This window comes from Pseudomonas sp. RW3S2 (assembly GCF_014268955.1).
GTDB classification, from domain to species: domain Bacteria; phylum Pseudomonadota; class Gammaproteobacteria; order Pseudomonadales; family Pseudomonadaceae; genus Aquipseudomonas; species Aquipseudomonas wayambapalatensis.
Window position 1 is genome coordinate 127,004 of the sequence record NZ_JABWRM010000010.1, and the last position, 21,701, is coordinate 148,704.

24 protein-coding genes are annotated in these 21,701 nt (G+C 63.7%); 12 read left to right on the plus strand and 12 right to left on the minus strand.

Annotated features, from left to right (window positions below; genetic code table 11):
* Positions 1–25: 25 nt before the first annotated feature.
* A complete protein-coding gene (gene coxB, locus HU748_RS16095; RefSeq protein WP_186721084.1) occupies positions 26–1,153 on the minus strand; it encodes a cytochrome c oxidase subunit II in 1,128 nt (375 codons plus the stop codon).
* A 382-nt stretch (positions 1,154–1,535) separates the two neighbouring features.
* Here coxB and HU748_RS16100 point away from each other — a divergent pair, with 382 nt between their 5' ends.
* The 4 genes from HU748_RS16100 to HU748_RS16115 all read left to right on the plus strand — a co-directional run bounded on the left by HU748_RS16100 (position 1,536) and on the right by HU748_RS16115 (position 5,606).
* The gene (locus HU748_RS16100) at positions 1,536–2,171 is read left to right on the plus strand and encodes a hypothetical protein (protein ID WP_186721085.1); all 636 of its coding nucleotides are present in this window, start codon (positions 1,536–1,538) and stop codon (positions 2,169–2,171) included.
* A gap of 121 nt (positions 2,172–2,292) precedes the next feature.
* On the plus strand, positions 2,293–3,633 hold the full coding sequence (locus HU748_RS16105) for a CHASE2 domain-containing protein (RefSeq protein ID WP_186721086.1): 1,341 nt from the start codon (positions 2,293–2,295) through the stop codon (positions 3,631–3,633).
* Between the two features lie 33 nt (positions 3,634–3,666).
* Positions 3,667–4,032 (plus strand): hypothetical protein, encoded by a 366-nt coding sequence (locus tag HU748_RS16110; protein WP_186669982.1) that lies wholly within the window; start codon positions 3,667–3,669, stop codon positions 4,030–4,032.
* Positions 4,029–5,606, plus strand: coding sequence for a M48 family metallopeptidase (locus HU748_RS16115; RefSeq protein ID WP_186721087.1), 1,578 nt, complete (start codon positions 4,029–4,031; stop codon positions 5,604–5,606). The genes HU748_RS16110 and HU748_RS16115 overlap by 4 nt, the downstream gene beginning before the upstream one ends.
* A 19-nt stretch (positions 5,607–5,625) precedes the next feature.
* On the opposite strand, the gene HU748_RS16120 is transcribed toward HU748_RS16115, so the two are convergent.
* The 5 genes from HU748_RS16120 to prlC all read right to left on the minus strand — a co-directional run bounded on the left by HU748_RS16120 (position 5,626) and on the right by prlC (position 11,863).
* Positions 5,626–7,152, minus strand: a complete 1,527-nt coding sequence (locus tag HU748_RS16120) for a SulP family inorganic anion transporter (protein ID WP_186721089.1) — start codon at positions 7,150–7,152, stop codon at positions 5,626–5,628.
* A 190-nt stretch (positions 7,153–7,342) separates the two neighbouring features.
* Positions 7,343–8,062, minus strand: a complete 720-nt coding sequence (locus HU748_RS16125; RefSeq protein WP_186721091.1) for a carbonic anhydrase — start codon at positions 8,060–8,062, stop codon at positions 7,343–7,345.
* 339 nt (positions 8,063–8,401) lie between these two features.
* Positions 8,402–9,457 (minus strand): PA0069 family radical SAM protein, encoded by a 1,056-nt coding sequence (locus tag HU748_RS16130; protein WP_186721093.1) that lies wholly within the window; start codon positions 9,455–9,457, stop codon positions 8,402–8,404.
* A 79-nt stretch (positions 9,458–9,536) separates the two neighbouring features.
* Positions 9,537–9,815 carry a YheV family putative zinc ribbon protein gene (locus tag HU748_RS16135; protein ID WP_186669989.1) on the minus strand — a complete coding sequence of 93 codons (279 nt, stop codon included), beginning with the start codon at positions 9,813–9,815 and terminating at the stop codon, positions 9,537–9,539.
* On the minus strand, positions 9,812–11,863 hold the full coding sequence (prlC, locus tag HU748_RS16140; protein ID WP_346655475.1) for an oligopeptidase A: 2,052 nt from the start codon (positions 11,861–11,863) through the stop codon (positions 9,812–9,814). Before prlC ends, HU748_RS16135 begins: the two co-directional genes overlap by 4 nt.
* Positions 11,864–11,965: 102 nt before the next feature.
* On the opposite strand from prlC, the gene HU748_RS16145 reads away from it, so the two are divergent.
* Positions 11,966–12,514 carry a gamma carbonic anhydrase family protein gene (locus HU748_RS16145; RefSeq protein ID WP_186669991.1) on the plus strand — a complete coding sequence of 183 codons (549 nt, stop codon included), beginning with the start codon at positions 11,966–11,968 and terminating at the stop codon, positions 12,512–12,514.
* A 102-nt stretch (positions 12,515–12,616) separates the two neighbouring features.
* Entirely contained in the window at positions 12,617–13,267 is a 651-nt protein-coding gene (locus tag HU748_RS16150; RefSeq protein ID WP_186721097.1) for an HAD family hydrolase, read from the plus strand.
* Positions 13,268–13,298: 31 nt separating this feature from the next.
* Here the strand turns inward: HU748_RS16150 and HU748_RS16155 are convergent, their stop codons facing one another.
* A complete protein-coding gene (locus tag HU748_RS16155) occupies positions 13,299–14,390 on the minus strand; it encodes an aminopeptidase (protein WP_186721099.1) in 1,092 nt (363 codons plus the stop codon).
* 66 nt (positions 14,391–14,456) lie between these two features.
* Between HU748_RS16155 and HU748_RS16160 the strand changes: the two genes are divergently transcribed.
* Together HU748_RS16160 and HU748_RS16165 are read left to right on the plus strand one after the other, a co-directional pair.
* Positions 14,457–14,870: a hypothetical protein gene (locus HU748_RS16160; RefSeq protein ID WP_186669996.1), complete on the plus strand. Its 414-nt coding sequence runs from the start codon at positions 14,457–14,459 to the stop codon at positions 14,868–14,870.
* A 45-nt stretch (positions 14,871–14,915) separates the two neighbouring features.
* The gene (locus HU748_RS16165) at positions 14,916–15,329 is read left to right on the plus strand and encodes a hypothetical protein (RefSeq protein WP_186669997.1); all 414 of its coding nucleotides are present in this window, start codon (positions 14,916–14,918) and stop codon (positions 15,327–15,329) included.
* Between the two features lie 37 nt (positions 15,330–15,366).
* Here HU748_RS16165 and HU748_RS16170 read toward each other — a convergent pair whose 3' ends face one another.
* Positions 15,367–15,600, minus strand: coding sequence for a DUF1161 domain-containing protein (locus tag HU748_RS16170; RefSeq protein WP_186669998.1), 234 nt, complete (start codon positions 15,598–15,600; stop codon positions 15,367–15,369).
* A gap of 65 nt (positions 15,601–15,665) precedes the next feature.
* Positions 15,666–16,091, minus strand: coding sequence for an OsmC family protein (locus HU748_RS16175; protein ID WP_186669999.1), 426 nt, complete (start codon positions 16,089–16,091; stop codon positions 15,666–15,668).
* Between the two features lie 157 nt (positions 16,092–16,248).
* On the opposite strand from HU748_RS16175, the gene HU748_RS16180 reads away from it, so the two are divergent.
* Positions 16,249–17,253 carry an LLM class flavin-dependent oxidoreductase gene (locus HU748_RS16180; RefSeq protein WP_186721102.1) on the plus strand — a complete coding sequence of 335 codons (1,005 nt, stop codon included), beginning with the start codon at positions 16,249–16,251 and terminating at the stop codon, positions 17,251–17,253.
* 109 nt (positions 17,254–17,362) lie between these two features.
* Here the strand turns inward: HU748_RS16180 and HU748_RS16185 are convergent, their stop codons facing one another.
* Positions 17,363–17,584, minus strand: coding sequence for a DUF1161 domain-containing protein (locus HU748_RS16185; RefSeq protein ID WP_186670001.1), 222 nt, complete (start codon positions 17,582–17,584; stop codon positions 17,363–17,365).
* Between the two features lie 109 nt (positions 17,585–17,693).
* Positions 17,694–17,909, minus strand: coding sequence for a dodecin (locus HU748_RS16190; RefSeq protein WP_042121737.1), 216 nt, complete (start codon positions 17,907–17,909; stop codon positions 17,694–17,696).
* A gap of 151 nt (positions 17,910–18,060) precedes the next feature.
* Here HU748_RS16190 and HU748_RS16195 point away from each other — a divergent pair, with 151 nt between their 5' ends.
* A complete protein-coding gene (locus tag HU748_RS16195) occupies positions 18,061–18,384 on the plus strand; it encodes a DUF883 family protein (protein ID WP_054893393.1) in 324 nt (107 codons plus the stop codon).
* Between the two features lie 82 nt (positions 18,385–18,466).
* Here the strand turns inward: HU748_RS16195 and HU748_RS16200 are convergent, their stop codons facing one another.
* Positions 18,467–19,360 carry a LysR family transcriptional regulator gene (locus HU748_RS16200; RefSeq protein WP_186670005.1) on the minus strand — a complete coding sequence of 298 codons (894 nt, stop codon included), beginning with the start codon at positions 19,358–19,360 and terminating at the stop codon, positions 18,467–18,469.
* 210 nt (positions 19,361–19,570) lie between these two features.
* On the opposite strand from HU748_RS16200, the gene trpB reads away from it, so the two are divergent.
* Both trpB and trpA read left to right on the plus strand, forming a co-directional pair.
* Complete coding sequence (trpB, locus tag HU748_RS16205) at positions 19,571–20,788, plus strand: tryptophan synthase subunit beta (RefSeq protein ID WP_186670007.1); 1,218 nt, start codon at positions 19,571–19,573, stop codon at positions 20,786–20,788.
* Entirely contained in the window at positions 20,785–21,594 is an 810-nt protein-coding gene (gene trpA / locus HU748_RS16210; protein WP_186710935.1) for a tryptophan synthase subunit alpha, read from the plus strand. Before trpB ends, trpA begins: the two co-directional genes overlap by 4 nt.
* Positions 21,595–21,701: the final 107 nt, after the last annotated feature.

Sequence of the window (21,701 nt, forward strand, 5' to 3'; positions counted from 1 at the left end):
TGCGGGATATCAAGCGGGCACCGGCTCATTTGCTTTGCGCCTGCTTGAGCGCCAGTACGTCCTTGGGCGTGACCATGTCGCCCTTGTTGTTGCCCCAGGCGTTGCGCTCGTAGGTGACCACTGCGGCGATGTCGACTTCCGAGAGCTGCTTGCCGAACGCGGCCATCGCCGTGCCGGGCTTGCCATGGAAGACAATGCCCAGGTGGTCTTCCTTGGGCCCTGTGGCGATCTTCGAGCCCTTGAGCGCCGGGAACATTGGCGGCAGGCCCTGGCCTTCGGCCTGGTGACAGGCCACGCAGGTGGTGTGGTAGACCTTGTCGCCGCGCTCGACCAGCTCTTGCAGCGTCCAACCCTTGCTGGTCAGTTCCTTGAGCTGGGCCGCCTCGGCCTTGCGCTCGCCGAGCCAGGTGTCGTAGTCGGCCTTGGACTTCACCTCGACCACCACGGGCATGAAACCGTGGTCCTTGCCGCACAGCTCGGTGCACTGGCCGCGGTAGATGCCGGGCTTCTCGATGCGCGTCCAGGCTTCGTTGACGAAACCGGGGATGGCATCACGCTTGACCGCGAAGGCCGGCACCCACCAGGAATGGATCACGTCGGCGGCGGTCACCAGGAAACGCACCTTGGCCCCGACCGGCAGCACCAGCGGCTGATCGACCTCGAGCAGGTAATGCTCGTCCTTGGGCGCCTGGTTGCGGATCTGCTCGGAAGGGGTGGCGAGGTTGCTGAAGAATTCGACGTCCTGGCCCAGGTATTTGTAGTGCCATTTCCACTGGTAGCCGGTGACCTGGATATCGATATCCGACTCGCTGGCGTCGTAGATGTCGATCAGGGTCTTGGTGGCCGGGATGGCCATGGCGACGAGGATGAGAAACGGGACGACCGTCCACATGATCTCGACCCAGGTGTGCTCGTGGAAATGCGCAGGCTGCTGGCCGGTGGAGCGGCGGTGGATGACCATCGACCAGAACATCGCGCCGAACACCACGATGCCGATGACCACGCAGATCCAGAAGATGGTCATGTGCAGGTCGAACACGGCGTGGGAGACTTCCGTCGCCCCCGGAGACATGTTCACGGTCCAGGCGGCGTGCGCCTGACCGAACACCGTCCACAACAGGAGGCCCATCCAGACATGTGGATGTCTCATCATTGCGGGTTCCCCTTATCGTTCTTGTAGTCCCGGAGGCGTGGACGACGTTTTCTACGGCATAAGGGGGGGAACGGGGGTCAAGACTGCCTGGCTTCGACGACCGAGCCCCCTGCAAACGGCAGTCGGGCCTCATCAACGAATCACGTTCAAGCGGAGTATAGACAGCGACCAATCGCACGCAACGCGTGATGTGAAAACAACTTCACGCATTGGCTGAAATGGCTGAAAGGATTATTCCAGAGGGCTTGGGGCATAATAGTGGCACATTGATATAACCCGGCGGAACAAGTGCCCTGTTGTTATAACAAATGCGTCTTAGCAATCTACGCAGCCGAGCTAACTTAGTGTCTTCCGTTTGTAACGCCTTGTCCCTGGAGTTGTCATGAACATCGCAGCTGTACGCGAGCAGATCGAACAAGCCCATCAACATGAGAGCCGTACAGGCCAACTGAAGCAACGCCTCGAACAGCAACTGCCTCACCTGCATCCTTCGATCCAACTGCCCCCGCAGGACGCCCAGGGTACCTTGACGCGCTTCGTCCGCGCCTACATCGACCAGGTTCCGGAATTGCTCGAGGCCGCCAACACGGTCGCTCGCGAAGCCGGTATCGAAGCGCAGATCAAACCGGTATTGAAGATCGCCGAAGCCTACTTCCTGCAACCTCCGCAGGTCATGGACGGGCACGTCGGGCTCGACTGCCTGCTCGATGAAGCCTACTTGGCCCATCGCCTAGTCGAGGAAGTCAACGACCTGTATATCCGCCACTTTCAGCAACCGCTGATTCCGGTAGACACCACCGTCGCCAATCTCATCGCCCACCAGTTGATCGGCGAAACCTTCGCCAACCAGCTGGATGAAGTGGTGCATCACTCGGTCGACGAGATGCTCGATGACCAGAGCTTTGCAGTGGAGTCTGTGGAAAAGTATCGCGACACCCTCTGCAGCCCCGAGACCGGCGCAGCCTGGAAGCGCTGGCCGTGCCTGTCGCGCCAGTTGAGCGTGGAACTGGCGCTGTAACAGGCCGCAGACCGACGATTCGATCGTTGACGGGGCGCAATGCGCCCCTTGATGGTTGCCAGCGCTTTCGGATCCATTGCCAATAGTGGCAAAATGCCTCAACCCCTTGTTTGAGGCATGGATGCTGAAGCTCTCCCTTTTTTCCCTGCGCCAGGCACTGTTCGGCCTTTCAGTCGTACTGATCGCATTGCTCGACCCCTTCGGTATCGCAAGTTCGACCGACGATGCCTCGTCACGTTGGCTCAACCGCCTGTTGGCTGCTACCTACGCCGACAAGGGCCAGCAACAGGTGGTAGTGGTCTTGATCGACGATGACTACCTGCTGCGCAACGACACCTACTGGCCGCTGCCATACAACGAGCAGAGCAAGCTGTTCAAGCGCCTGCTGGCCTATGAGCCGGCAGCGGTGTTCGTCGACCTGCTCTACAGCCACGACCACTCGCGGGAAATCCCCGGGCAGCCCCCGCGCATGGAAAGCCAGCTGCTGGCCAACGTGTTCGAGCGCTATCGCCAGCAGGATATCCCGCTGTACGTGGCCGATACCGGCCTGCCGCGGGCAAGCGAAGGCGCGGTCAACACCCTGCCGCGCCTGGCCGAGGTCAGCACACCTGCGCTGGTGAGCTGGAGCGATTTCGGTAACCAGTACCCGCTCGCCGTGAAGACGCCCTTGGGTACGCTGGAAACTCCGGCCCTGCGGCTCTACCGCGACTATTGCCGCCACCAGGCATGCACAGACCTGCCCGCAGACCCCGCCAGCGCTGCCGAACTTGCACCGATGACCGTGCAATGGGGCGTGCACCGCTCACCCGAGCAGGAAAAGGTCGCCGATACCAGCACCTGCAATATTCCGGGATTGTTCGAGCAACTGAAGCAGGCGGTGTTCTGGAAGCTGGGCAAACAGGCACGGGCGACCTGCGCGTACACCCTGACGCTGTCGCCCACCGACCTTGAGGTCACCGACCCGAAGGACCGCAAGCTGCTCGAATCGCTGCTGCGCGGGAAGCTGGTCCTGGTCGGCGCGCAGATCGCTGGCACCGGCGACCTCACCCAATCTGCGCTGCACGGCAAGATTCCCGGCGTCTACTGGCATGCCATGGCCCTGGACAACCTGATCAACTGGGGCATGAATTACTACCGGGCCACGCCCAGCCTCGCCGACCTCGGCATTCCGGCAGGCTCCGTCGATGTACTGGATATCCTCGAACTGCTCCTGCTGGGCGGCATCACCCTGCTCAAGGGCAGCCTGGAGGCCCCATTGTTCACCCACTCGCTGTTCATCCAGCGGCGTCGCCCAAGGCTGCGACCACTGGCTGCCTGGGCCCTGGTACTCGCGGCCATTGTCCTGCTCAGTTGCGGGCTTTGGCACTACAACTACACGCCGGCCAACGTGCTCGGCCTGTTGCTGTTGTCGCTCACGTTGTTCAGCGCAAGGATCCAGGCCCTGTTCGCCAGCAGGGCCTGACACCCGGAATTTCTCTATCAAAGGACCCCAGAGATGATCAAGAGCTCCCTATTGCTGCTGTCGCTGCTGGTCAGCCAGAGCGTGATGGCCACCCCCGAGCCGGTGGTCGAAGCCTGGCTGCGCAAGTCGGTGGCGGTGCTGGACGAACAGGGCAAGTCACTGCACCAGGTCGACAGCAGCAGCCTGCCAAAAGCCCCCAAGGTGCTGCAGTACAACAAGGAGCTGGACATCATCCAGGTAGGCTTGCCCGAGGGTAACGTCTGGATGGACACCATGGCGGTACGGGTGAACCCGCCGCTGAACATCGTCAAGTTCCCCTGCCAGACCCTGCAGAGCGGCTACTCCGACGACCACCAGAACAACTCGACCATCGGCTATGGCGCCGGGTGCAAGAAATGAGTGCGGGCAAGATCAAGCGCGTCGCTGCGGCCCTGTCGCTGGTACTGCTCGGCGGCTGCAACACACTCAACGGCGCCAACGACGCCTTGCAGAACCTGGTCGGCCCCTCGACCCAGTCGCGGCTGGACGGGCGTTACGTCGACCACAAGGACGTGCGTTCGTATTATCGGCTCGACCCACAGCAAACCCAGCAACTGCGCCTGAGCTTTGACGGTCGGGCGATTCCCGCCGACGAGATCCGCCAGCAGAACCTGGTGCGCATCCCGGCCCTGGAAAGCTACCTGCAAGGTATCGTCACCCGCTTGGCCAAAGGCTGGCCGGGGCAGGCGCCGAACCTGCAGGTACGCATCGTCGACAGCTACGCCTTCGGCCCCTCGGCCGACCCCTACGGCAACATTTTCGTGCCGCTGGGCATGCTCGACAACGTCGAGAGCGAGGATGAAATCGCTGCCATGCTCGGCCACGAGATGAGCCATGTGCTGCTGCGCCATCATGATCGTCGCGCAGCGTTCCAGGAGCAGAAACAGCTGCTCACCAACATCACCACCACAGTGGTGATCGCAACCGTGGCGAAGGATACCGGACGCAACAAGCAGACCGGCGCACTGTTCAGCAAGGACCCCGTGGGCACGCAGAAGGCCATCGGCAACACCGTGCTCTACACCTCGCTGGCCAACAGCTTCTCGGACAACGTCTGGAGCACCGCCTGGGGCCGCACCCAGGAAGACCAGGCCGACCTGCTCGGCGCCGACCTGATGATCCGCGCTGGCTACGCGCCGCGGGCCTCGAGCGTCAGCCTGCAACGCCTGGAAGACTTCCAGGGCAAGCAGAAGCCTTTGCTCGCAAGCTTCCTGCAAGAGCGCCAGACGGCGATGACCGATTCGCTGAAAAAGCTCGACCTCAACCGCACCACCCAGGAGCTGCAGACCCTGCTCAACCAAGGCCTGGGCACGGCATTGAACGCCACCGGCCAGTACCTGACCCGCTCGCATATGTCGCCGATCCAGCGAGACGAAGAGCTACGCCAGTATCTGGACCGCGAATACCAGCAACAGACCCTGGCGCGGGTGAACCGTCGCAGCTGGCCACAGGTGCGCGATTCGGCGACCGTGCAGCGTTCGCTGCAGGCTTACCGTGACGCCTACGCAGCCACCGCCGCACTGGAGCAGAAGAAGACCCGCGAAGCCGAGGCCTTCGTCAGCCGTGCGCTGGCGTCTCCGGTCGGCACCCAGCCAGGCATCCGGCGTGCGGCCTTCGCCGTGCATTCGGCGCAGGGTAACGGCCGCGCGGCCCTGGCCGACCTGCAGGGCATCCAGGACTGGACGCTGGCAAGCCCGATGGTCTATGACCTGATCATCGGTCATCACCTGCGCAACCGCGATCCGCAGGCAGCGCTGGGGATGATCGACAAGGCCGAACAGACCCTGGGATCAGAAGAGTTGTTCATCACCGAGAAGCTGCTGGCCAATCGTCAACTCAAGGCCGACGACCAGGTACAGCAGGTACTGCGCAAATGCGAGCAGTACCCCAGCCGTAAAGAAGGCTGCCGCAAGCTGGTGCCCAAGTCGGCCTGAGACTTGGGCACACGACGCCTCAGACCTGCGCGCTGCGTCGCAAGCGGCCCTCGATGCGCCGCTTGAGCCCGCGCTGCTCGATGGACAGACGTGAGCCGGCGGCGCGGCTCGCGCGCCCCCAGTCCTCGAGCAACTCCAGCACCGAGTGGTCGATGTAGCTCAGGTTCGCCAGCGGTACATGCAGATGCGTCCCGGCAGGCACGCTTTCGAGCACCTGGGTCAGGGCAGGCACCTTGAGGAAGGTGGCAGCACCGCTCAGGCGCAGCTCCATGTGCCCAGGGCGCGGCAGCTCGACCAGGTTGATCTTGAGGCGCGCCGCCTTGAACGCCAGCTTGAGCAAGGTCAGAGCAAAGCCCAGCAACACACCGGTCAGCAGGTCGGTGAAGATGATCGCCAGCGCCGTGGCAGCATAGGTGAACATCGGCATCCGGCCATAGCGCCCCAGGCCGCGGAAGGCCTTGAAATCGACCAGCTTGATACCGGTGTACACCAGCACGCCCGCCAGGCTTGCCACCGGAATCTGCTGCAGCACGCTGCTCAGCACCACCACGAACGCCAGCAACCAAAGACCATGCAGAATCGCCGACGCACGCGTCTGCGCACCCGCCTGGACGTTGGCCGAACTGCGCACGATCACGCCGGTCATCGGCAATGCCCCCAGCACACCGCACAGCATGTTGCCGATACCTTGCGCCGACAGCTCGCGATCGAAATCCGATCGCTGGCCACTGTGCATGCGGTCTACCGCTGCAGCCGACAGCAGCGTCTCGGCGCTGGCGATGAAGGCCAGGGCGAAGGCGGCCACCAGCAAGGTCGGATCGGCCAGTTTGAGCAGGTCGTCCGGACGAATCCAGTCGATCGCCTCCGACAGGTCCGCAGGCACCTGCACGCGATTGACCGGCAGCGCCAGCCAGATGCTGATCACGGTCATAATCGCCACGCCCAGCAAGGCACCGGGGATGAAGCGCAGGCGCTGTGGGCGCCTACGCTCCCAGCTCCACATCATTGCGATGGTGCCCAGGCCCAGGGCGCCGGCCTGCCAGCCATTACCGGCGGTTTCCAACGGCAGTGCCGAGGCCAGGGTCGCGGGGAAACCCAGCAGGTTCTCGACACCCGAGGGCTGTGGCGCGCTGTCGAACATCACATGCACCTGCGACAGCACGATCAGCACGCCGATACCGGCCAGCATGCCGTACACCACCGCCGGTGCAGTGACGCGAAACCAGCAGCCCAGACGCAGTCGCCCGGCCAGCAGCTGCAACAGGCCTGCCAGCAGCAGGATCGGTCCGAGCATGGCCACACCGTGCTGGCGCACCAACTCGAACACCAGCACCGCCAGGCCCGCGGCCGGGCCGCTGACCTGCAGCGGCGAGCCGGCCAGAAAGCCCACGACGATGCCACCGATGATCCCGGTGATCAGCCCTTTGGCGGGTGGCATGCCCGAGGCGATCGCGATGCCCATGCACAGCGGCAGGGCCACCAGGAACACCACAACCGAAGCCAGTAACTCTCGCGGCAAGGCCGCTTTTATCTGTGTCATGTTCACCATAACGCTCCTTTTCTGATTCACGGCCATTCCACTGGCCGACGGCACGGGAATCCCTGAATCGCGCGCAGGCGCGGGCCGCCAGCAGGATTGCCGGCAAGTAGGTCAGAGAAATTCAAGGCAGCAGAAAGCCCTGCCGCGCCTGGTGGGCGCAGCCGGCTATCAAGGTTTCTTCAGGTGTTGGGGTCGCTTAGTAGCGGCCTCTCGGAGTTGCGCACGGCACTGGCTCGTCAGCAGCCAGGGGCAGGAAGCTGTCGCTCGCGACGTCGTAGGCTTCGATGCGGCTGGTTTCGATATCGTAGACCCAGCCGTGGATGTAGAGCTGTCCGGCCGCCAGGCGCGCGGCGACCGAAGGATGAGTGCGCAGGTGGTGCAGCTGGGCGATGACGTTTTCCTTGGTCAGCACCTTCATGCTCTCGTGTTCCGTTGCGCACGAGCAGTTGCTCTCGACCACGGTACGGGCCACTTCGGCGTGGCGCAGCCAGGCGGAAACGGTCGGCATCTTGGTCAGCGATTGCGGGTTGAGCACTGCGCGCATCGCACCGCAGTCGGAGTGACCGCAGACGATGATGTGGTGAACACCCAAGGCCATCACGGCGTATTCGATGGCGCTGGAAACACCGCCGTTCATCTGTCCGTAGGGCGGTACCACGTTGCCGACGTTACGGGTCACGAACAGATCGCCCGGCGAGCTCTGGGTGATCAGTTCGGGCACGATGCGCGAGTCGGCGCAGGTGATGAACATCGCGCGCGGTTTCTGCGCGGTGGCGAGCTTCTTGAACAGCTCCTGCTGCTCGGGGAAAACGTCATGGTGAAACTTCAGGAAGCCGTCGACGATGTGCTTCAGGGCAGCATCGGCGCTCTCGGCGGGAGCGGCCGGAACGGGCTTGGATGGGTCCTTGACGGGCATGATTCATCCTCTAGACGGTTTGTAGGTAAGTTCCATTTTACCGGGGAAAGATTCTGGCTATGCGGAGAATTAGATGACGCGCACAGGTAATAAATCACAGTCGCGCTGGACTGACTTCCTACGCTAGCGGAGAAAACTTAACTGAAACTGAATTCGGAGGCTCTAGAACGGGCGTTCCAGGTTTTCGAGGGGAGGTTTTGATAATAGCAAAAAAGCATCAGCCGCCAATACCCTCCAATGAAATTATTGGTAGGTATTAGTCAGATTACAGGGTAGTGGAGCACTGTGCTGTGGTGGCGTCTTCGCGGGTAAACCCGCTCCCACAAGACCATCACCGGTTCAGAACAATGCCATCTGCCCGCCTGGCGGGCAGAAGGCGCTGCAATCGAGCGACACCTGCTCCCGCCCTTCGAACCCCAACTGCCGCGAAGCTTTGCGAAAACGCTGCGCCAGCAGCTCGGCGAACACACCTTCACCGCGCATCCGCGCCCCAAAGCGGCTGTCATACAGCTCACCGCCCCGGCTCTGACGAATCAGGCTCAGCACGTGGGCCGCGCGCTGCGGGTAGTGGTCCTGCAACCACTGTTCGAACAACGGCGCCACCTCCAGCGGCAGGCGCAGCATCATGTAGGCGGCGCTCTGCGCGCCAGCTTCCTTGGCGGCCTGAAGCAGGTGCTCCAGCTCGCTGTCGTTGATCATCGGGATCATCGGCGAACACAGCACGCCCACCGGTACACCCGCCTCGCGCAACACGCGGATCGCCCGCAGGCGCGCCTTGGGTGCCGCCGCGCGGGGTTCGAGGGTGCGTTTGAGTTCGTCGTCGAGGGTGGTCAGGCTGATCATCACCCGCACCAGGCGCTGGCTGGCCAGTTCGCTCAAGAGGTCCAGGTCTCGTAGCACCAGCGAGCCCTTGGTGACGATGGTCACCGGGTGTCGGTAGCGCAGCAGCACCTCGAGCAGGCGACGGGTCAACTGGTGCTCGCGCTCTATGGGCTGGTAGGGGTCGGTGTTGGCGCCGAGGTTGATCGGTGCACAGACATAACCCGGCTTGCTCAACTGCTGTTCGAGCACCTCGGCGGCATTGGTCTTGGCGATGAGCTTGGTCTCGAAGTCGAGGCCGGGGGAGAGGTCCCAATAGGCGTGGCTGGGCCGGGCGTAGCAGTAGATGCAGCCGTGTTCACAACCGCGGTAGGGGTTGATCGAACGGTCGAAGGGCAGGTCGGGCGAGGTGTTGCGGGCGATGATGGTCTTGGCGGTTTCGATCCGCACCTCGGTGCCCTGGGTGAGGGGGACTTCCTGGTGCCAGCCGTCGTCCTCGACCACCGAATGGCTGGGGGCGAAGCGATTGTGGGGGTTGGTGGCGGTGCCGCGACCACGGACTGGGGTTGGTTTCATGGTGGAAAACCCGGATTACTGTATGCACATACAGTAATCCGGGTTTACACAGAAGACCAGTGCCGTCAGGCGGACAGGGTCAGTGCGGCTTCTTGAGCTTCGGGTTCGGGAAGAACTGAACCGTCTGCACCTTTACCGGCTCGGCCTTGACCGCCTGCTGGTTTACCCGGGTACCGAGCTCCTTGGGCACCGACAAGCCCTGCTCGTTGAGGGTGTCGGTGAAGCCGCAGGCCACGCACTCGCGGTGTGGCACGCCGTCTTCGTTCCACATCATCAGCTTGTCGGGCTCGCTGCACGCCGGGCATACCGCCCCGGCGATGAAGCGTTTCTTGGTCTTGATCACGCCGCCCTCACTCATGCCGCCGCATCCTCGGTCAGGCCACTATGACGCAGCAGCGCATCGATGGAAGGCTCACGACCACGGAAATCGACGAACAGCACCATTGGCTCGCGCGAACCGCCACGGGCCAGGATCGCCTCGCGGAACGCGCGTCCGGTCTCGGCATTGAGCACGCCTTCTTCCTCGAAGCGCGAGAAGGCGTCGGCCGACAGCACTTCGGCCCACTTGTAGCTGTAGTAGCCCGCCGCATAACCGCCGGCGAAGATATGCGCAAAGCTGTTAGGGAAGCGGTTGTAGGCCGGCGGACGCATCACCGTGACCTCGTCGCGCACGCCCTCGAGCACCTGCAGCACGCTGCGGCCGTCGCCATGGGTGGCGTGCAGCTCGAAGTCGAACAGCGAGAACTCCAGTTGGCGCACCATCATCATGCCGGACTGGAAGTTCTTCGCCGCCAGCATCTTGTCCAGCAGGTCCTGGGGCAGCGGCTCGCCGGTCTCGTAGTGGCCGGAAATCAGTGCCAGGCCTTCAGGCTCCCAGCACCAGTTCTCCATGAACTGGCTCGGCAGCTCGACCGCGTCCCAGGCCACACCGTTGATGCCGGACACACCGGCATGCTCGATGCGGGTGAGCAGGTGGTGCAGGCCGTGGCCGAACTCGTGGAACAGCGTGGTGACTTCGTCGTGGGTGAGCAGCGCCGGCTTGCCCGGTGCGGCCGGGGTGAAGTTGCACACCAGGTTGGCCACCGGGCTCTGCAATGCACCGGCCGCGGTGCGGCGACGGTCGCGGGCACCGTCCATCCAGGCGCCACCACGCTTGTTGGCACGGGCGTAGAGGTCGAAGAAGAAGCGCCCGACGTGCTGGCCGTTCTCCTTGATCTCGAACAGGCGCACGTCCGGGTGCCAGGCGTCGAAGCCCTTGAGTTCGGCGATTTCGATGCCGTACAGGCGCTGGACGATGCTGAACAGGCCGCTCAGCACCTTGTCGATCGGGAAGTAGGCGCGCAGGGTTTCCTGCGACACGCTGTAGCGCTGCTCGCGCAGCTTCTCGCCGTAATAGCCGGCGTCCCAGCTGGCCAGCTCCGGAGTGCCCTGCTCGGCGGCGTAGGCCTTGAGCTGCTCCAGATCCTGAGCTGCGAACGGCTTGGAGCGCTTGGCCAGGTCACGCAGGAAGCTCAGCACCTGGTCGCTGGACTCGGCCATCTTGGTGGCCAGGCTCAGCTCGGCGTAGTTGGCGTAGCCCAGCAGCGCGGCCAGTTCCTGACGCAGGTCGAGGATCTCGGCCATCACCGGGCCGTTGTCGAACTGTCCGGCGTTCGGGCCCTGGTCCGAGGCGCGGGTGCAGTAGGCGGCGTACAGCTCTTCGCGCAGGGCGCGGTCGCTGGCGTAGGTCATCACCGCGTAGTAGCTGGGGAACTCCAGCGTGATCAGCCAGCCGTCGAGGCCTTTGGCCTGGGCAGCGGCGGCCATCTGCGCCTTGGCCGAATCGGTCAGGCCGGCCAGTGCGGCTTCGTCGGTGACGTGCTTGGTCCAGGCCTGGGTGGCGTCGAGCAACTGGTTGGAGAAACGGCTGCCCAGCTCGCTGAGCTTGCTCTGCACTTCGGCATAGCGCTGCTGCTTGTCGGCCGGCAGGTCGATACCCGACAGGCGGAAGTCACGCAGGGCGTGGTCGAGGATCGTCTTCTGCGCCACGTCGAAACTGGCGGCTTCATCGCTGTTGGCCAGCGCCTGGTAGGCATCGAACAGGGCGCGGTTCTGCCCCATCTCGGTGGAATAGGCGCTCAGCGCCGGCAGGCACGACTCGTAAGCCTCGCGCAGTTCCTTGCTGTTGCACACCGCATTGAGGTGGCTGACCGGGCTCCAGGCCGCGCCCAGGCGGTCGTTGAGTTCGTCCATCGCCAGCACCAGGCCGGCCCAGGAGGGATTCTTGCCCTGCTGCGCGAGGATATCGGCGATGGCCTTGCGGTTGTCGGCCAGGATCTGCTCGATCGCCGGCAGCACGTGTTCGGCGCGGATTGCGGAGAAGGGTGGCAGGTCGTGGGACTGCAGAAGCGGGTTGTTCGCACTCACGGTTTGGATACCTTGGCAGGAGAAACACGGGACCATCTTAATTACAATCGACGCCGACCGCAGCAGGCAGCCTGCCTATCGGCATTGCAGAGGGACACTATCATGGCCATCCGGACCTTCCGGGAACACACGCCGAAAGTCGGCCCACGCGCCTTCGTCGACCGTTCGGCGGTGGTGATCGGCGACGTGCAGATCGGTGAAGACAGCTCGGTCTGGCCGCTGACCGTAGTGCGCGGCGACATGCACCGGATCCGCATCGGCGCGCGCACCAGCGTGCAGGATGGCAGCGTGCTGCACATCACCCACGCCGGTCCCTTCAACCCGGACGGCTTCCCGCTGATCATCGGCGACGAAGTGACCATCGGTCACAAGGTGATGCTGCACGGCTGCACACTGGGCAACCGGATCCTGGTCGGCATGGGCAGCACCATCATGGATGGCGCCATCGTCGAGGACGAGGTGATCATCGGCGCCGGCAGCCTGGTGCCGCCCGGCAAGCGCCTGGAGAGCGGCTACCTGTATGTCGGCAGCCCGGTAAAGCAGGCCCGGCCGCTGAACGAAAAGGAACGCGCGTTCTTCCCCTACAGCGCCAGCAACTATGTGAAGCTCAAGGACCAGCACCTGGCCGAAGGCTACGATCAACCGGAATGACCCATTCACGGGCAAGCCCGCTCCTACAGGCTCTGTGATTATCCTGTAGGAGCGGGCTTGCCCGCGAAGCAGTCGACGCAAGACTTGAGTGGACCCGCATACATGCACCAGCAAAACATCCTCTTCGACCTCGACGGCACCCTGACTGACCCACGCCAGGGCATCACCCGCTCGATCCAGTACGCCTTGGCCAAACTAGGTATCGACGAGCCCGACCTGACCCGCCTCGAGCATTTCATCGGCCCGCCCTTGCTGCAGGCCTTCATGCAGTTCTACGGCTTCGACGAGGCCAAGGCCTGGGAGGCGGTCAACTTCTACCGCGAACGCTTCCGCGTCACCGGCCTGTACGAGAACCTGGTATTCGACGGCGTGCCAGAGCTGCTGCAAGCCCTGAACGACCAGGGCCGCACCTTGTACGTTGCCACCTCCAAGCCTTGGGAGTTCGCCCGCGAGATCGCCCGGCACTTTGCTTTCGACCGGCATTTCAAGGTGATCTACGGCAGTGAGCTGGATGGCACCCGCACCAACAAAGTCGAGCTGATCCGCCATCTGTTGGACGAAGAAAGGCTGGACCCGGCGCAGACCCTGATGATCGGTGACCGCAAGCACGACCTGATCGGCGCCCGCAGCAACGGGTTGCAGGCCGTGGCGGTGGGATACGGTTTCGGCAGCCGCGAAGAGCTGGTGGCCGAGGCGCCGGCGTTTCATTTCGACACGGTGGCGGATTTGCACCACGCGTTCATCAAGGCTTGATGGCCACGGGGCCGCGCGCGGCCCCGGCATCTCACGGCTGGACCATCAACCGCTGCAACGCCGCTTTTCGCTGATCGATCGGCTGCTGCCCCAAGTGCTCGACCCGCTGATAGAACGTCGTCCAGTCCCCACCAGCCTGACGAAACAGCGCCGCAAACGCCGGCACCCACTGGTCATACAGGCCGAACGGCAGCAGCTTGGCATTGCTCATCGGCCCATACACCCAGGCGTCATAGCGGCGGTCACCGGCCCAGTCCCGATCGCGCAGCTCGCGGTATTCACGTCGCAATCGCGCGAACTCGGCTTGCTTGGCCACCCGCTTGTCGGCATCAGCAAGCGTCCCAGCGTAGATCGCCTGCAAACGCTCGCGACTCGCCAGCACCAGGCGGATGAACTGTTCACGCTGCCGCGCCCCATCCTCGTGAGCCGCCGCAAGCCCACGCGCCATGCGCCATTGCCGCGTGCCCTCCTGTTCGACGAAGGTGGCGAAGGACTCGTTGAATTCGGTGTCGTCCTTCACGTAGAAGCGCTGGTGCGCCAGTTCGTGAAAGATCAGCGTGGCCAGGCGCTCCTCGCCCCAGCCCACCATAGACGAGAGAATCGGATCGTCGAACCAGCCCAGGGTCGAGTAAGCCTCGACACCCCCGACGTACACATCCAGCCCTTGCTCGCGCATCAGCGCCGCTGCCCCGCGCGCAGCGCCCTGGCGGTAGTAGCCGCGGTAGGCGACGCAACCGGCGATGGGGAAACAGTGGGTGACCGGTTGCAGCGAAAGCTCCGGCGTGGCGAACACATTCCACACCACATAGGGCCGCCCGAGATCGGCGTACACCCGGTAGCTGCGATTGTCTGGCAGCTTCAGGTGCTCGCTTGCGAAAGTGCGGGCCTGTTCGGCATGCAGCAGACGCTGACGCAGCCGTTCGTCCGTCGTGGGGTCGGCCAGCACCCGCTCCACTGGCTGGCGGGCACGCAGCAGTTGCCATTGCCCTTCGGCCAGCTGGCCGTAGTAGCCGAGGCTGCCGCAACCGCTCAGCAGGAGCGCGGCCAGCAGCGGAACAAAAGGGCTGAAAACGCGGTCGAGAGCCCGGTGGCCTGAGCGCTGTAGCAGAAAAAGTCGAAACATCAGGGCTGTTCATCCCGCTCAAGGCCTGTGCGTTCCAAGACTATCTCGCCAGAGGGCCTTTTCGCCATGCGTACACTGTTTGCCGTCGGCACCTTCGGGCTGCTGAGCGCCTGCTCCACCTTGCCCGACCCCGACCCCAACCAGGCCTGGATCGACCTCGCCCGCGACGACGACACCTCGCTGCACGCCGTGCAGGTGGACGAGCGCGACTGGGCCGACAACCGCTATTTCGAAGTGCCGCCGGGTAGCCACGAACTGACGGTGCGTTACCAGTTTCCGGTCACCCCGAGCAATATCGGCCCAGTCGACGAACCACTGTGGCGCGACTGCCAACTGAACCTCACCTTCAAGGACTTCAGCGCCGGCCAGCGCTACAGCCTGCAAGCCGGCAGCATTGGCTTCCGGCCTTGGGTGAAACTCTATGACGAACAGCAGAAACTGATAGGCCAAGGCCTGCCAGCGGGCTGTCAGCGCACCTGATCAGCGCTATGCTTGTAGTCTGTGACCCGCAAGCGGAGTTTCATCATGCGCCAGCCCATGATGCTGATCGCCCTCAGTGCACTGGGGGCTTGCGCCAGCCCCTTGCCACCCAAAGACCCGGCCCAGGCCTGGGTCGACCTCTATACCGTCACCCCCGGTCGTACCATCATGGCCGACAAGCTCGATGGCAAGCGCCTCGACGACGGCCGATACTTCCAGCTCACGCCGGGCCGCCATGAACTGGTGGTGCGCTTCGACTACGAGCTGACTGCCGGGCTCTTCACCACTAGCCCGACCGAGCGCACCTGCTACCTGACCGTGCGCTTCGACAACTTCAAGGCCGGTGAGCGCTATCGCCTCGAAGCCCGGGCCCCGGCGATGCAGCCGCAGGTATACCTGTACGACGCCAACCGCCAGGTGCTGGTGGACGAGCCGAGCAACATCTTCTGCATCCCATGAACAACGGGGTCGCGCTGCGACCCCGCTGCAACGACCGCTATTGGTCGTTCTTCTGGTAGATGATCTTTTTGGTCCCGCCATCGCAGCTGCCAACGACCATGTTCGGATCACTGACCTCGCTGTTCGGCACGATTTCCAGGGTGTAGGAAGGCACCCCGGCCGCCTGGATCTTCGCCTCGATCTCGGCCTTGAGCTCCTCGCACGGCTTGACTGCCGCCAGCGCGGAGGTGGCCAGCAACGAGGCCAGAACGGCGAATGCTACGCGGATCATGGAACGGCTCCTCAAAGGGCAGGCAAGCTGCCGACCCTTCCAGACTACAGCAAGCAAAGCCTCACCTACGAGAGCAGCGTCGCATCCAGGCTGATCGTCGCATTGAGCACCTTGGACACCGGGCATCCCGCCTTGGCCTTGTTGGCAATCTCCTGGAACTGCGCCTCACTGGCACCGGGGACCTTGGCCTTGAGGGTGAGATGCACGGCGGTAATGGCAAAGCCATCGGGCTGCTTGTCGAGGCTGACTTCGGCGACGGTGTCGATGCGTTCGGGCGTCAGCCCGGCCTCACCCAGCATCATCGATAGCGCCATCGAGAAACAGCCCGCATGGGCCGCACCGATCAGCTCCTCGGGGTTGGTCCCAGGCGATCCTTCGAAGCGGGTATTGAAGCCATAGGGGTTCTGCTTGAGGGCGCCACTCTCGGTGGACAGCAGGCCCTTGCCATCCTTGAGCCCTCCCTGCCAGATCGCCGATGCTGTCTTTTTCATGATGCCTCCTGGATGTTCAGTGGGTGTCACTACGGATTCTGAGGACACTGCCTACAGCAAGTTCAGATCAATCCATGGTCAATCATTGAATCCATCGCAGGGTGCCCATACAGAGTCACAAAGGCCCTTGGCCAACCAATTTCCTGCGGAGGCTCCGATGACGCAGCTGCGTGACCTGAAGATTTCCACCCTCGACCTGGTGCCGGTGCGCGCCGATGCCGGCCCGGCCCAGTCGCTACGCAACTCACTGGACCTGGCGCAGCACGTCGAGCGTTTCGGCTACAACCGGTTCTGGGTGGCCGAACACCACAACATGGACGGCATCGCCAGCTCGGCGACCTCGGTGCTGATGGGCTATCTCGCTGGCGGCACCTCGCGCATCCGCATCGGCTCGGGCGGGGTGATGCTGCCCAACCATGCGCCGCTGGTGATCGCCGAACAGTTCGGCACCCTGGCCAGCCTCTACCCCGGCCGCATCGACCTGGGCCTGGGCCGTGCGCCCGGTTCCGACCAGATGACCGCACGCGCCCTGCGCCGCGAGCGCTCTGGCAGCGCCGACGACTTCCCCGACGATGTCGAGGAGCTGTCGCGCTACCTCGGCCCACGTACCGACGATCAGAAAGTGATCGCCGTGCCCGGCCACGACACCGAAGTGCCGATGTGGCTGCTGGGTTCAAGCCTGTTCAGCGCGCAACTGGCCGGCATGCGCGGCATGCCATACGCCTTCGCCTCGCACTTCGCCCCGCGCTACATGCACGAGGCGATCCGCATCTACCGCGACCATTTCAAGCCGTCGACAACGCTGGACAAGCCCTACGTGATGCTGGGCATCCCGATGGTGGTGGCGGACAGCGACGAGAAGGCCGAATACCTGGCGACCTCGGTCTACCAGCGCATCCTCGCGCTGATCCGCGGCCAGAGCCTGATGCAGCGCCCACCCGTGCAGAGCATGGACGGCCTGTGGCTGCCCCATGAGCGTGATGCGGTGGGGAGTTTCCTTGGGCTGGCGATGATTGGCAGCCCGCAGAAGGTGCGGGCGAAGGTGGAGGTGCTGCTGGAGCAGACCGGCGCGGATGAGCTGATCTTCACCTGCGACCTGTATGAGCATGCGGATCGGGTGCGCTCGTATGAGCTGCTGGCGCAGGCGTTGAAGGGCGATTGAATGTCGTATGTGGAAGCAACTGCCTTAGTCGAAATCTAAAGGCCTGCCCAATCCCCATGTAGGAGCGGCGAACCGCCGCTCCTACAGGTATTGTGTTCGGATTTACGCCTCAACCGCGGCGATAGATGATTTCCTTGGTCCCGGCCTCGCAGCTGCCGATCACCTTGCCAGCCGGCGTGCCCTTGTCGACGATCTCCAGCGTATACCCCTGAACCCCCTTGGCATCGAGCTTGGCTGCAATTTCGCTCTTGAGCTCCTCGCACGGCTTACCTGCCGCCATCGCTCCACCGGCCAACATCATCAGGCCTACTGCCAGAAACACTTTCTTCATCGTCATCGTTCCTTATGCGGATCAAAAAAGCAGCATAGAGCACCGGCGTATACCGGTGCCCCTGGAAGTCATACGCCATAACTCAGGAACAGGCTATCCCCATACTGTTTCAACTGTTGGCGATGCGGAACCCGACCTTGAGCGTAACCTGGAAATGCGCAGCCTTGTTGTCGCGGATATGGCCACGCGTATCGACCACCTCGAACCACTCCAGGTGCTTGATGCTCTTGCCTGCTTCGGCCAGGGCATTGTTGATCGCATCTTCGATACTCGTGGGCGAGGAACCGACGAGCTCGATCTTCTTGTAGGTGTGATGATCGGACATGAACACTCTCCTTGGATGATGTGCTGGATTGAGCCTAGCAGCGCAGGCCCGGTTTACCTGCGAGCCATCGCCTCGGGCGAAAGTTCGATCGCACTTTCGGCACAGCGCGCAGTCGCACTCTTTACACCCTACTCAGCGAAGGAGAGTCCACATGGCCCGTAACGCACTGCGCAAGACCTCACTGGAAAGCATGGAAGCGGAGATCGAAAGCCTGCTCAAGACGCTGGAAGACCTCAAAGGCGATGCCTCGGAGGAAACGCAGAAAACCATGAAGGCCCTGCGCGGCAACGCCCAGAACGCCCTCAAGCATTCGCGCAGCCTGCTGACCGACGCCTACGAAGAAGTGAAGACCCGCACCCGGGAAACCGGCATCGCCACCCGTGACTACGCCCAGGAACACCCCTGGACCACTGCGGGCGTGGCCGTTGGCGCATTGGGCCTGCTTGCGGCCTACTTGCTGTGCCGCCGCAACTAGGGTCTGTATGAAAAGTCTTGAGACGAAGGTCAGGCTGTTTTCAACGCAGCATCACCGAGTATCAAGGCTTTTCGGACAGAGCCTAAGCCTGCGCCTGCAACTCCCGGCGCAACCACTGCGCCAACTGCTCGGCGCGCCCATCGGCGGCGCGCCGCGGCACCCATAGCGCCAACGCCGCTGGCGTCGGCGAAAAACCCCACGGCGCCGCCAGGCGTCCGCCACGCAGGTCGTCCGCCACCAGCGGTTGCGGCGCGATCGCCACCCCCAAACCCGCCACCGCAGCCTCCAGCAGGTAATACAGGTGCTCGAATGCCTGGCCGAAGGTCAGCGCACTGGCGTCCAGCCCTTGCTGCGCGGCCCAGGTCGGCCACGCCTGTGGACGCGAGGTGGTATGCAGCAAGGCTTCACCCAGCAGCGCACGTGCAGGGGCCTGGCACAGGCGCTCGAAGCCGGGAAAGTGCGGGCTGAGCACCGGCCCGATACGTTCCTCGGCCAGTACATGCACCTGCATGTCGGCGGGCCACGGCGGCTCGGCATACACCAGCAACGCATCCAACCCCGGGCGGCGCGGATCCAGATCGCCCTCTCCGGCCGACAGGTGCAGACGCAGCTCAGGCAGATCGGCCTTCAAACGCCCGAGCCGGGGAATGAACCACCGCGCCAGCAGGCTGCCGGAGCATCCCAGGACGAAGGGTGCATCGCTGACATCACGGCTGAGCTCGGCGCATACGCTGCGCAGGCGGTCGAAGGCATCGAAGCTGGCATCGCGCAGGCGAACCCCGGCATCTGTGAGTTTGATGCCACGCCCATCCTTGATGAACAGCGCCACGCCGAGATGCTCCTCGAGCACCTTGATCTGCCGGCTCACCGCGCCGTGGGTCACGTGCAGCTGTTCGGCGGCCTGGCTGACGCTATTCAGCCGGGCAGTGGCCTCGAAAGCGCGCAGGGCATTGAGGGGAGGGAGGTCCTGAGGCATTTGACTTGTGAGTTTTCCTGACGAGTTGTCGCAATCTTATCGGTTTTCAGGGGACGTTGCGCTGGGTAGAGTAGGCCCATCGATCAGTGGTGGCCTCTTCGCGGGCAAGCCCGCTCCCACCAGTGCAGTGCTGTATTCAGCCTGCGGGAGCGGGCATGCCCGCGACGAAGGCGACACGATCTTCCAATCCAGACCCCTATGGAGCGCCCCATGTCCCAGTCCCAATACCGCCCCGGCCCCGACGCCAATGGCCTGTTCGGCGCATTCGGCGGCCGCTACGTAGCCGAAACCCTGATGCCCCTGGTCTTGGACCTGGCCCGCGAGTACGAAGCGGCCAAGGCAGACCCCGAATTCCTCGAGCAGCTCGCCTACTTCCAGCGCGACTACATCGGCCGCCCCAACCCGCTGTACTTCGCCGAGCGCCTGACCGAGCACTGCGGCGGCGCGAAGATCTTCTTCAAGCGTGAAGAGCTCAACCACACCGGCGCGCACAAGGTGAACAACTGCATCGGTCAGGTGCTGCTGGCCAAGCGCATGGGCAAGAAGCGCCTGATCGCCGAGACCGGCGCCGGCATGCACGGCGTGGCCACCGCCACCGTCGCTGCGCGCTTCGGCCTGCCCTGCGTGATCTACATGGGCGCCACCGACATCGAGCGCCAGCAGGCCAACGTGTTCCGCATGAAGCTGCTGGGCGCCGAGATCGTTCCGGTCACCGCCGGCACCGGCACCCTGAAGGACGCCATGAACGAGGCCCTGCGCGACTGGGTCACCAACGTCGAAGACACCTTCTACCTGATCGGCACCGTGGCCGGCCCGCACCCGTATCCGGCGATGGTCCGCGATTTCCAGTCGATCATCGGCAAGGAAACCCGCGCCCAGTTGCACGAGAAGGAAGGCCGCCTGCCAGACAGCCTGGTCGCCTGCGTCGGCGGCGGCTCCAACGCCATGGGCCTGTTCCACAACTTCCTCGAAGACGAAAGCGTGCAGATCATCGGCGTCGAAGCCGGTGGCCATGGCGTGCACACCGACAAGCATGCCGCCAGCCTCAACGGCGGCGTCCCTGGCGTACTGCACGGCAACCGCACCTACCTGCTGCAGGACGACGATGGCCAGATCACCGATGCCCACTCGATCTCCGCCGGCCTGGACTACCCCGGCATCGGCCCCGAGCACGCCTATCTGCACGAAGTGAAGCGGGTCGAATACGTCAGCATCACCGACGACGAAGCCCTGGACGCCTTCCACGCCACCTGCCGCCTCGAAGGCATCATCCCGGCGCTGGAGAGCTCCCACGCCCTGGCCGAGGCGATCAAGCGCGCCCCGAACCTGCCCAAGGATCACCTGATGGTCGTGTGCCTGTCCGGCCGCGGCGACAAAGACATGCAAACCGTGATGAATCACATGGCTGCCCAGGAGAAACAGGCATGAGCCGTCTTGAACAACGTTTCGCCGACCTGAAGGCCGAAGGCCGCTCGGCGCTGGTCACCTTCATCACCGCAGGCGACCCTGGCTACGATGCCTCGCTGAAAATCCTCAAGGGCCTGCCTGAAGCCGGCGCCGACGTGATCGAGCTGGGCATGCCCTTCACCGACCCGATGGCCGACGGCGTGGCGATCCAGCTCGCCACCCTGCGCGCCCTGGAGGCCGGCCAGACCCTGGCGAAAACCCTGCAGATGGTCCGCGAATTCCGCGTCGACAACCAGACCACGCCGATCGTGCTGATGGGCTACTACAACCCGATCCACCGCTTTGGCGTGGAACAGTTCGTCGCCGAGGCGAAGGCCGTTGGCGTCGATGGCCTGATCATCGTCGACCTGCCGCCAGAGCACGACGCCGAGCTGGCAACCCCGGCCCAGGCCGCGGGTATCGACTTCATCCGCCTGACCACCCCGACCACCGACGACGTGCGTCTGCCGCGTGTGCTCGAGCGCAGCTCGGGTTTCGTCTACTACGTGTCGGTGGCCGGTGTGACCGGTGCGGGCTCGGCGACCACCGAGCACGTCAAGGAAGCCATCGCCCGCCTGCGTCGCCACACCGACCTGCCGATCAGCGTCGGTTTCGGCATCCGTACGCCAGAGCAGGCCGCAGCGATCGCCAAGCTGTCCGATGGCGTGGTGGTGGGCTCGGCGCTGGTCGACAAGATCGCCCAGGCCAAGTCACCCGAACAGGCTGTGAGCGATGTGCTGAGCCTGTGCTCGGCGCTGGCTGAAGGGGTGCGCGGCGCCCGGGGCTGAGGGGGAACTGGCGTACGACAGTTCCATGCACATGCATTCGGCTACCTGATAATTTTGCTAGTTGTGTCAGGCCTTCAGAGATCGCAAGCTGAAAGCTCACTAACTTG

Bases quoted from the DNA above. Each gene is read 5' to 3' on its own strand.
- coxB (WP_186721084.1), bottom strand. From the start codon at position 1,153: ATGATGAGACATCCACATGTCTGGATGGGCCTCCTGTTGTGGACGGTG.
- HU748_RS16100 (WP_186721085.1), top strand. From the start codon at position 1,536: ATGAACATCGCAGCTGTACGCGAGCAGATCGAACAAGCCCATCAACAT.
- HU748_RS16105 (WP_186721086.1), top strand. From the start codon at position 2,293: ATGCTGAAGCTCTCCCTTTTTTCCCTGCGCCAGGCACTGTTCGGCCTT.
- HU748_RS16110 (WP_186669982.1), top strand. From the start codon at position 3,667: ATGATCAAGAGCTCCCTATTGCTGCTGTCGCTGCTGGTCAGCCAGAGC.
- HU748_RS16115 (WP_186721087.1), top strand. From the start codon at position 4,029: ATGAGTGCGGGCAAGATCAAGCGCGTCGCTGCGGCCCTGTCGCTGGTA.
- HU748_RS16125 (WP_186721091.1), bottom strand. From the start codon at position 8,062: ATGCCCGTCAAGGACCCATCCAAGCCCGTTCCGGCCGCTCCCGCCGAG.
- HU748_RS16130 (WP_186721093.1), bottom strand. From the start codon at position 9,457: ATGAAACCAACCCCAGTCCGTGGTCGCGGCACCGCCACCAACCCCCAC.
- HU748_RS16135 (WP_186669989.1), bottom strand. From the start codon at position 9,815: ATGAGTGAGGGCGGCGTGATCAAGACCAAGAAACGCTTCATCGCCGGG.
- HU748_RS16145 (WP_186669991.1), top strand. From the start codon at position 11,966: ATGGCCATCCGGACCTTCCGGGAACACACGCCGAAAGTCGGCCCACGC.
- HU748_RS16150 (WP_186721097.1), top strand. From the start codon at position 12,617: ATGCACCAGCAAAACATCCTCTTCGACCTCGACGGCACCCTGACTGAC.
- HU748_RS16155 (WP_186721099.1), bottom strand. From the start codon at position 14,390: ATGTTTCGACTTTTTCTGCTACAGCGCTCAGGCCACCGGGCTCTCGAC.
- HU748_RS16160 (WP_186669996.1), top strand. From the start codon at position 14,457: ATGCGTACACTGTTTGCCGTCGGCACCTTCGGGCTGCTGAGCGCCTGC.
- HU748_RS16165 (WP_186669997.1), top strand. From the start codon at position 14,916: ATGCGCCAGCCCATGATGCTGATCGCCCTCAGTGCACTGGGGGCTTGC.
- HU748_RS16170 (WP_186669998.1), bottom strand. From the start codon at position 15,600: ATGATCCGCGTAGCATTCGCCGTTCTGGCCTCGTTGCTGGCCACCTCC.
- HU748_RS16175 (WP_186669999.1), bottom strand. From the start codon at position 16,091: ATGAAAAAGACAGCATCGGCGATCTGGCAGGGAGGGCTCAAGGATGGC.
- HU748_RS16180 (WP_186721102.1), top strand. From the start codon at position 16,249: ATGACGCAGCTGCGTGACCTGAAGATTTCCACCCTCGACCTGGTGCCG.
- HU748_RS16185 (WP_186670001.1), bottom strand. From the start codon at position 17,584: ATGAAGAAAGTGTTTCTGGCAGTAGGCCTGATGATGTTGGCCGGTGGA.
- HU748_RS16190 (WP_042121737.1), bottom strand. From the start codon at position 17,909: ATGTCCGATCATCACACCTACAAGAAGATCGAGCTCGTCGGTTCCTCG.
- HU748_RS16195 (WP_054893393.1), top strand. From the start codon at position 18,061: ATGGCCCGTAACGCACTGCGCAAGACCTCACTGGAAAGCATGGAAGCG.
- HU748_RS16200 (WP_186670005.1), bottom strand. From the start codon at position 19,360: ATGCCTCAGGACCTCCCTCCCCTCAATGCCCTGCGCGCTTTCGAGGCC.
- trpB (WP_186670007.1), top strand. From the start codon at position 19,571: ATGTCCCAGTCCCAATACCGCCCCGGCCCCGACGCCAATGGCCTGTTC.
- trpA (WP_186710935.1), top strand. From the start codon at position 20,785: ATGAGCCGTCTTGAACAACGTTTCGCCGACCTGAAGGCCGAAGGCCGC.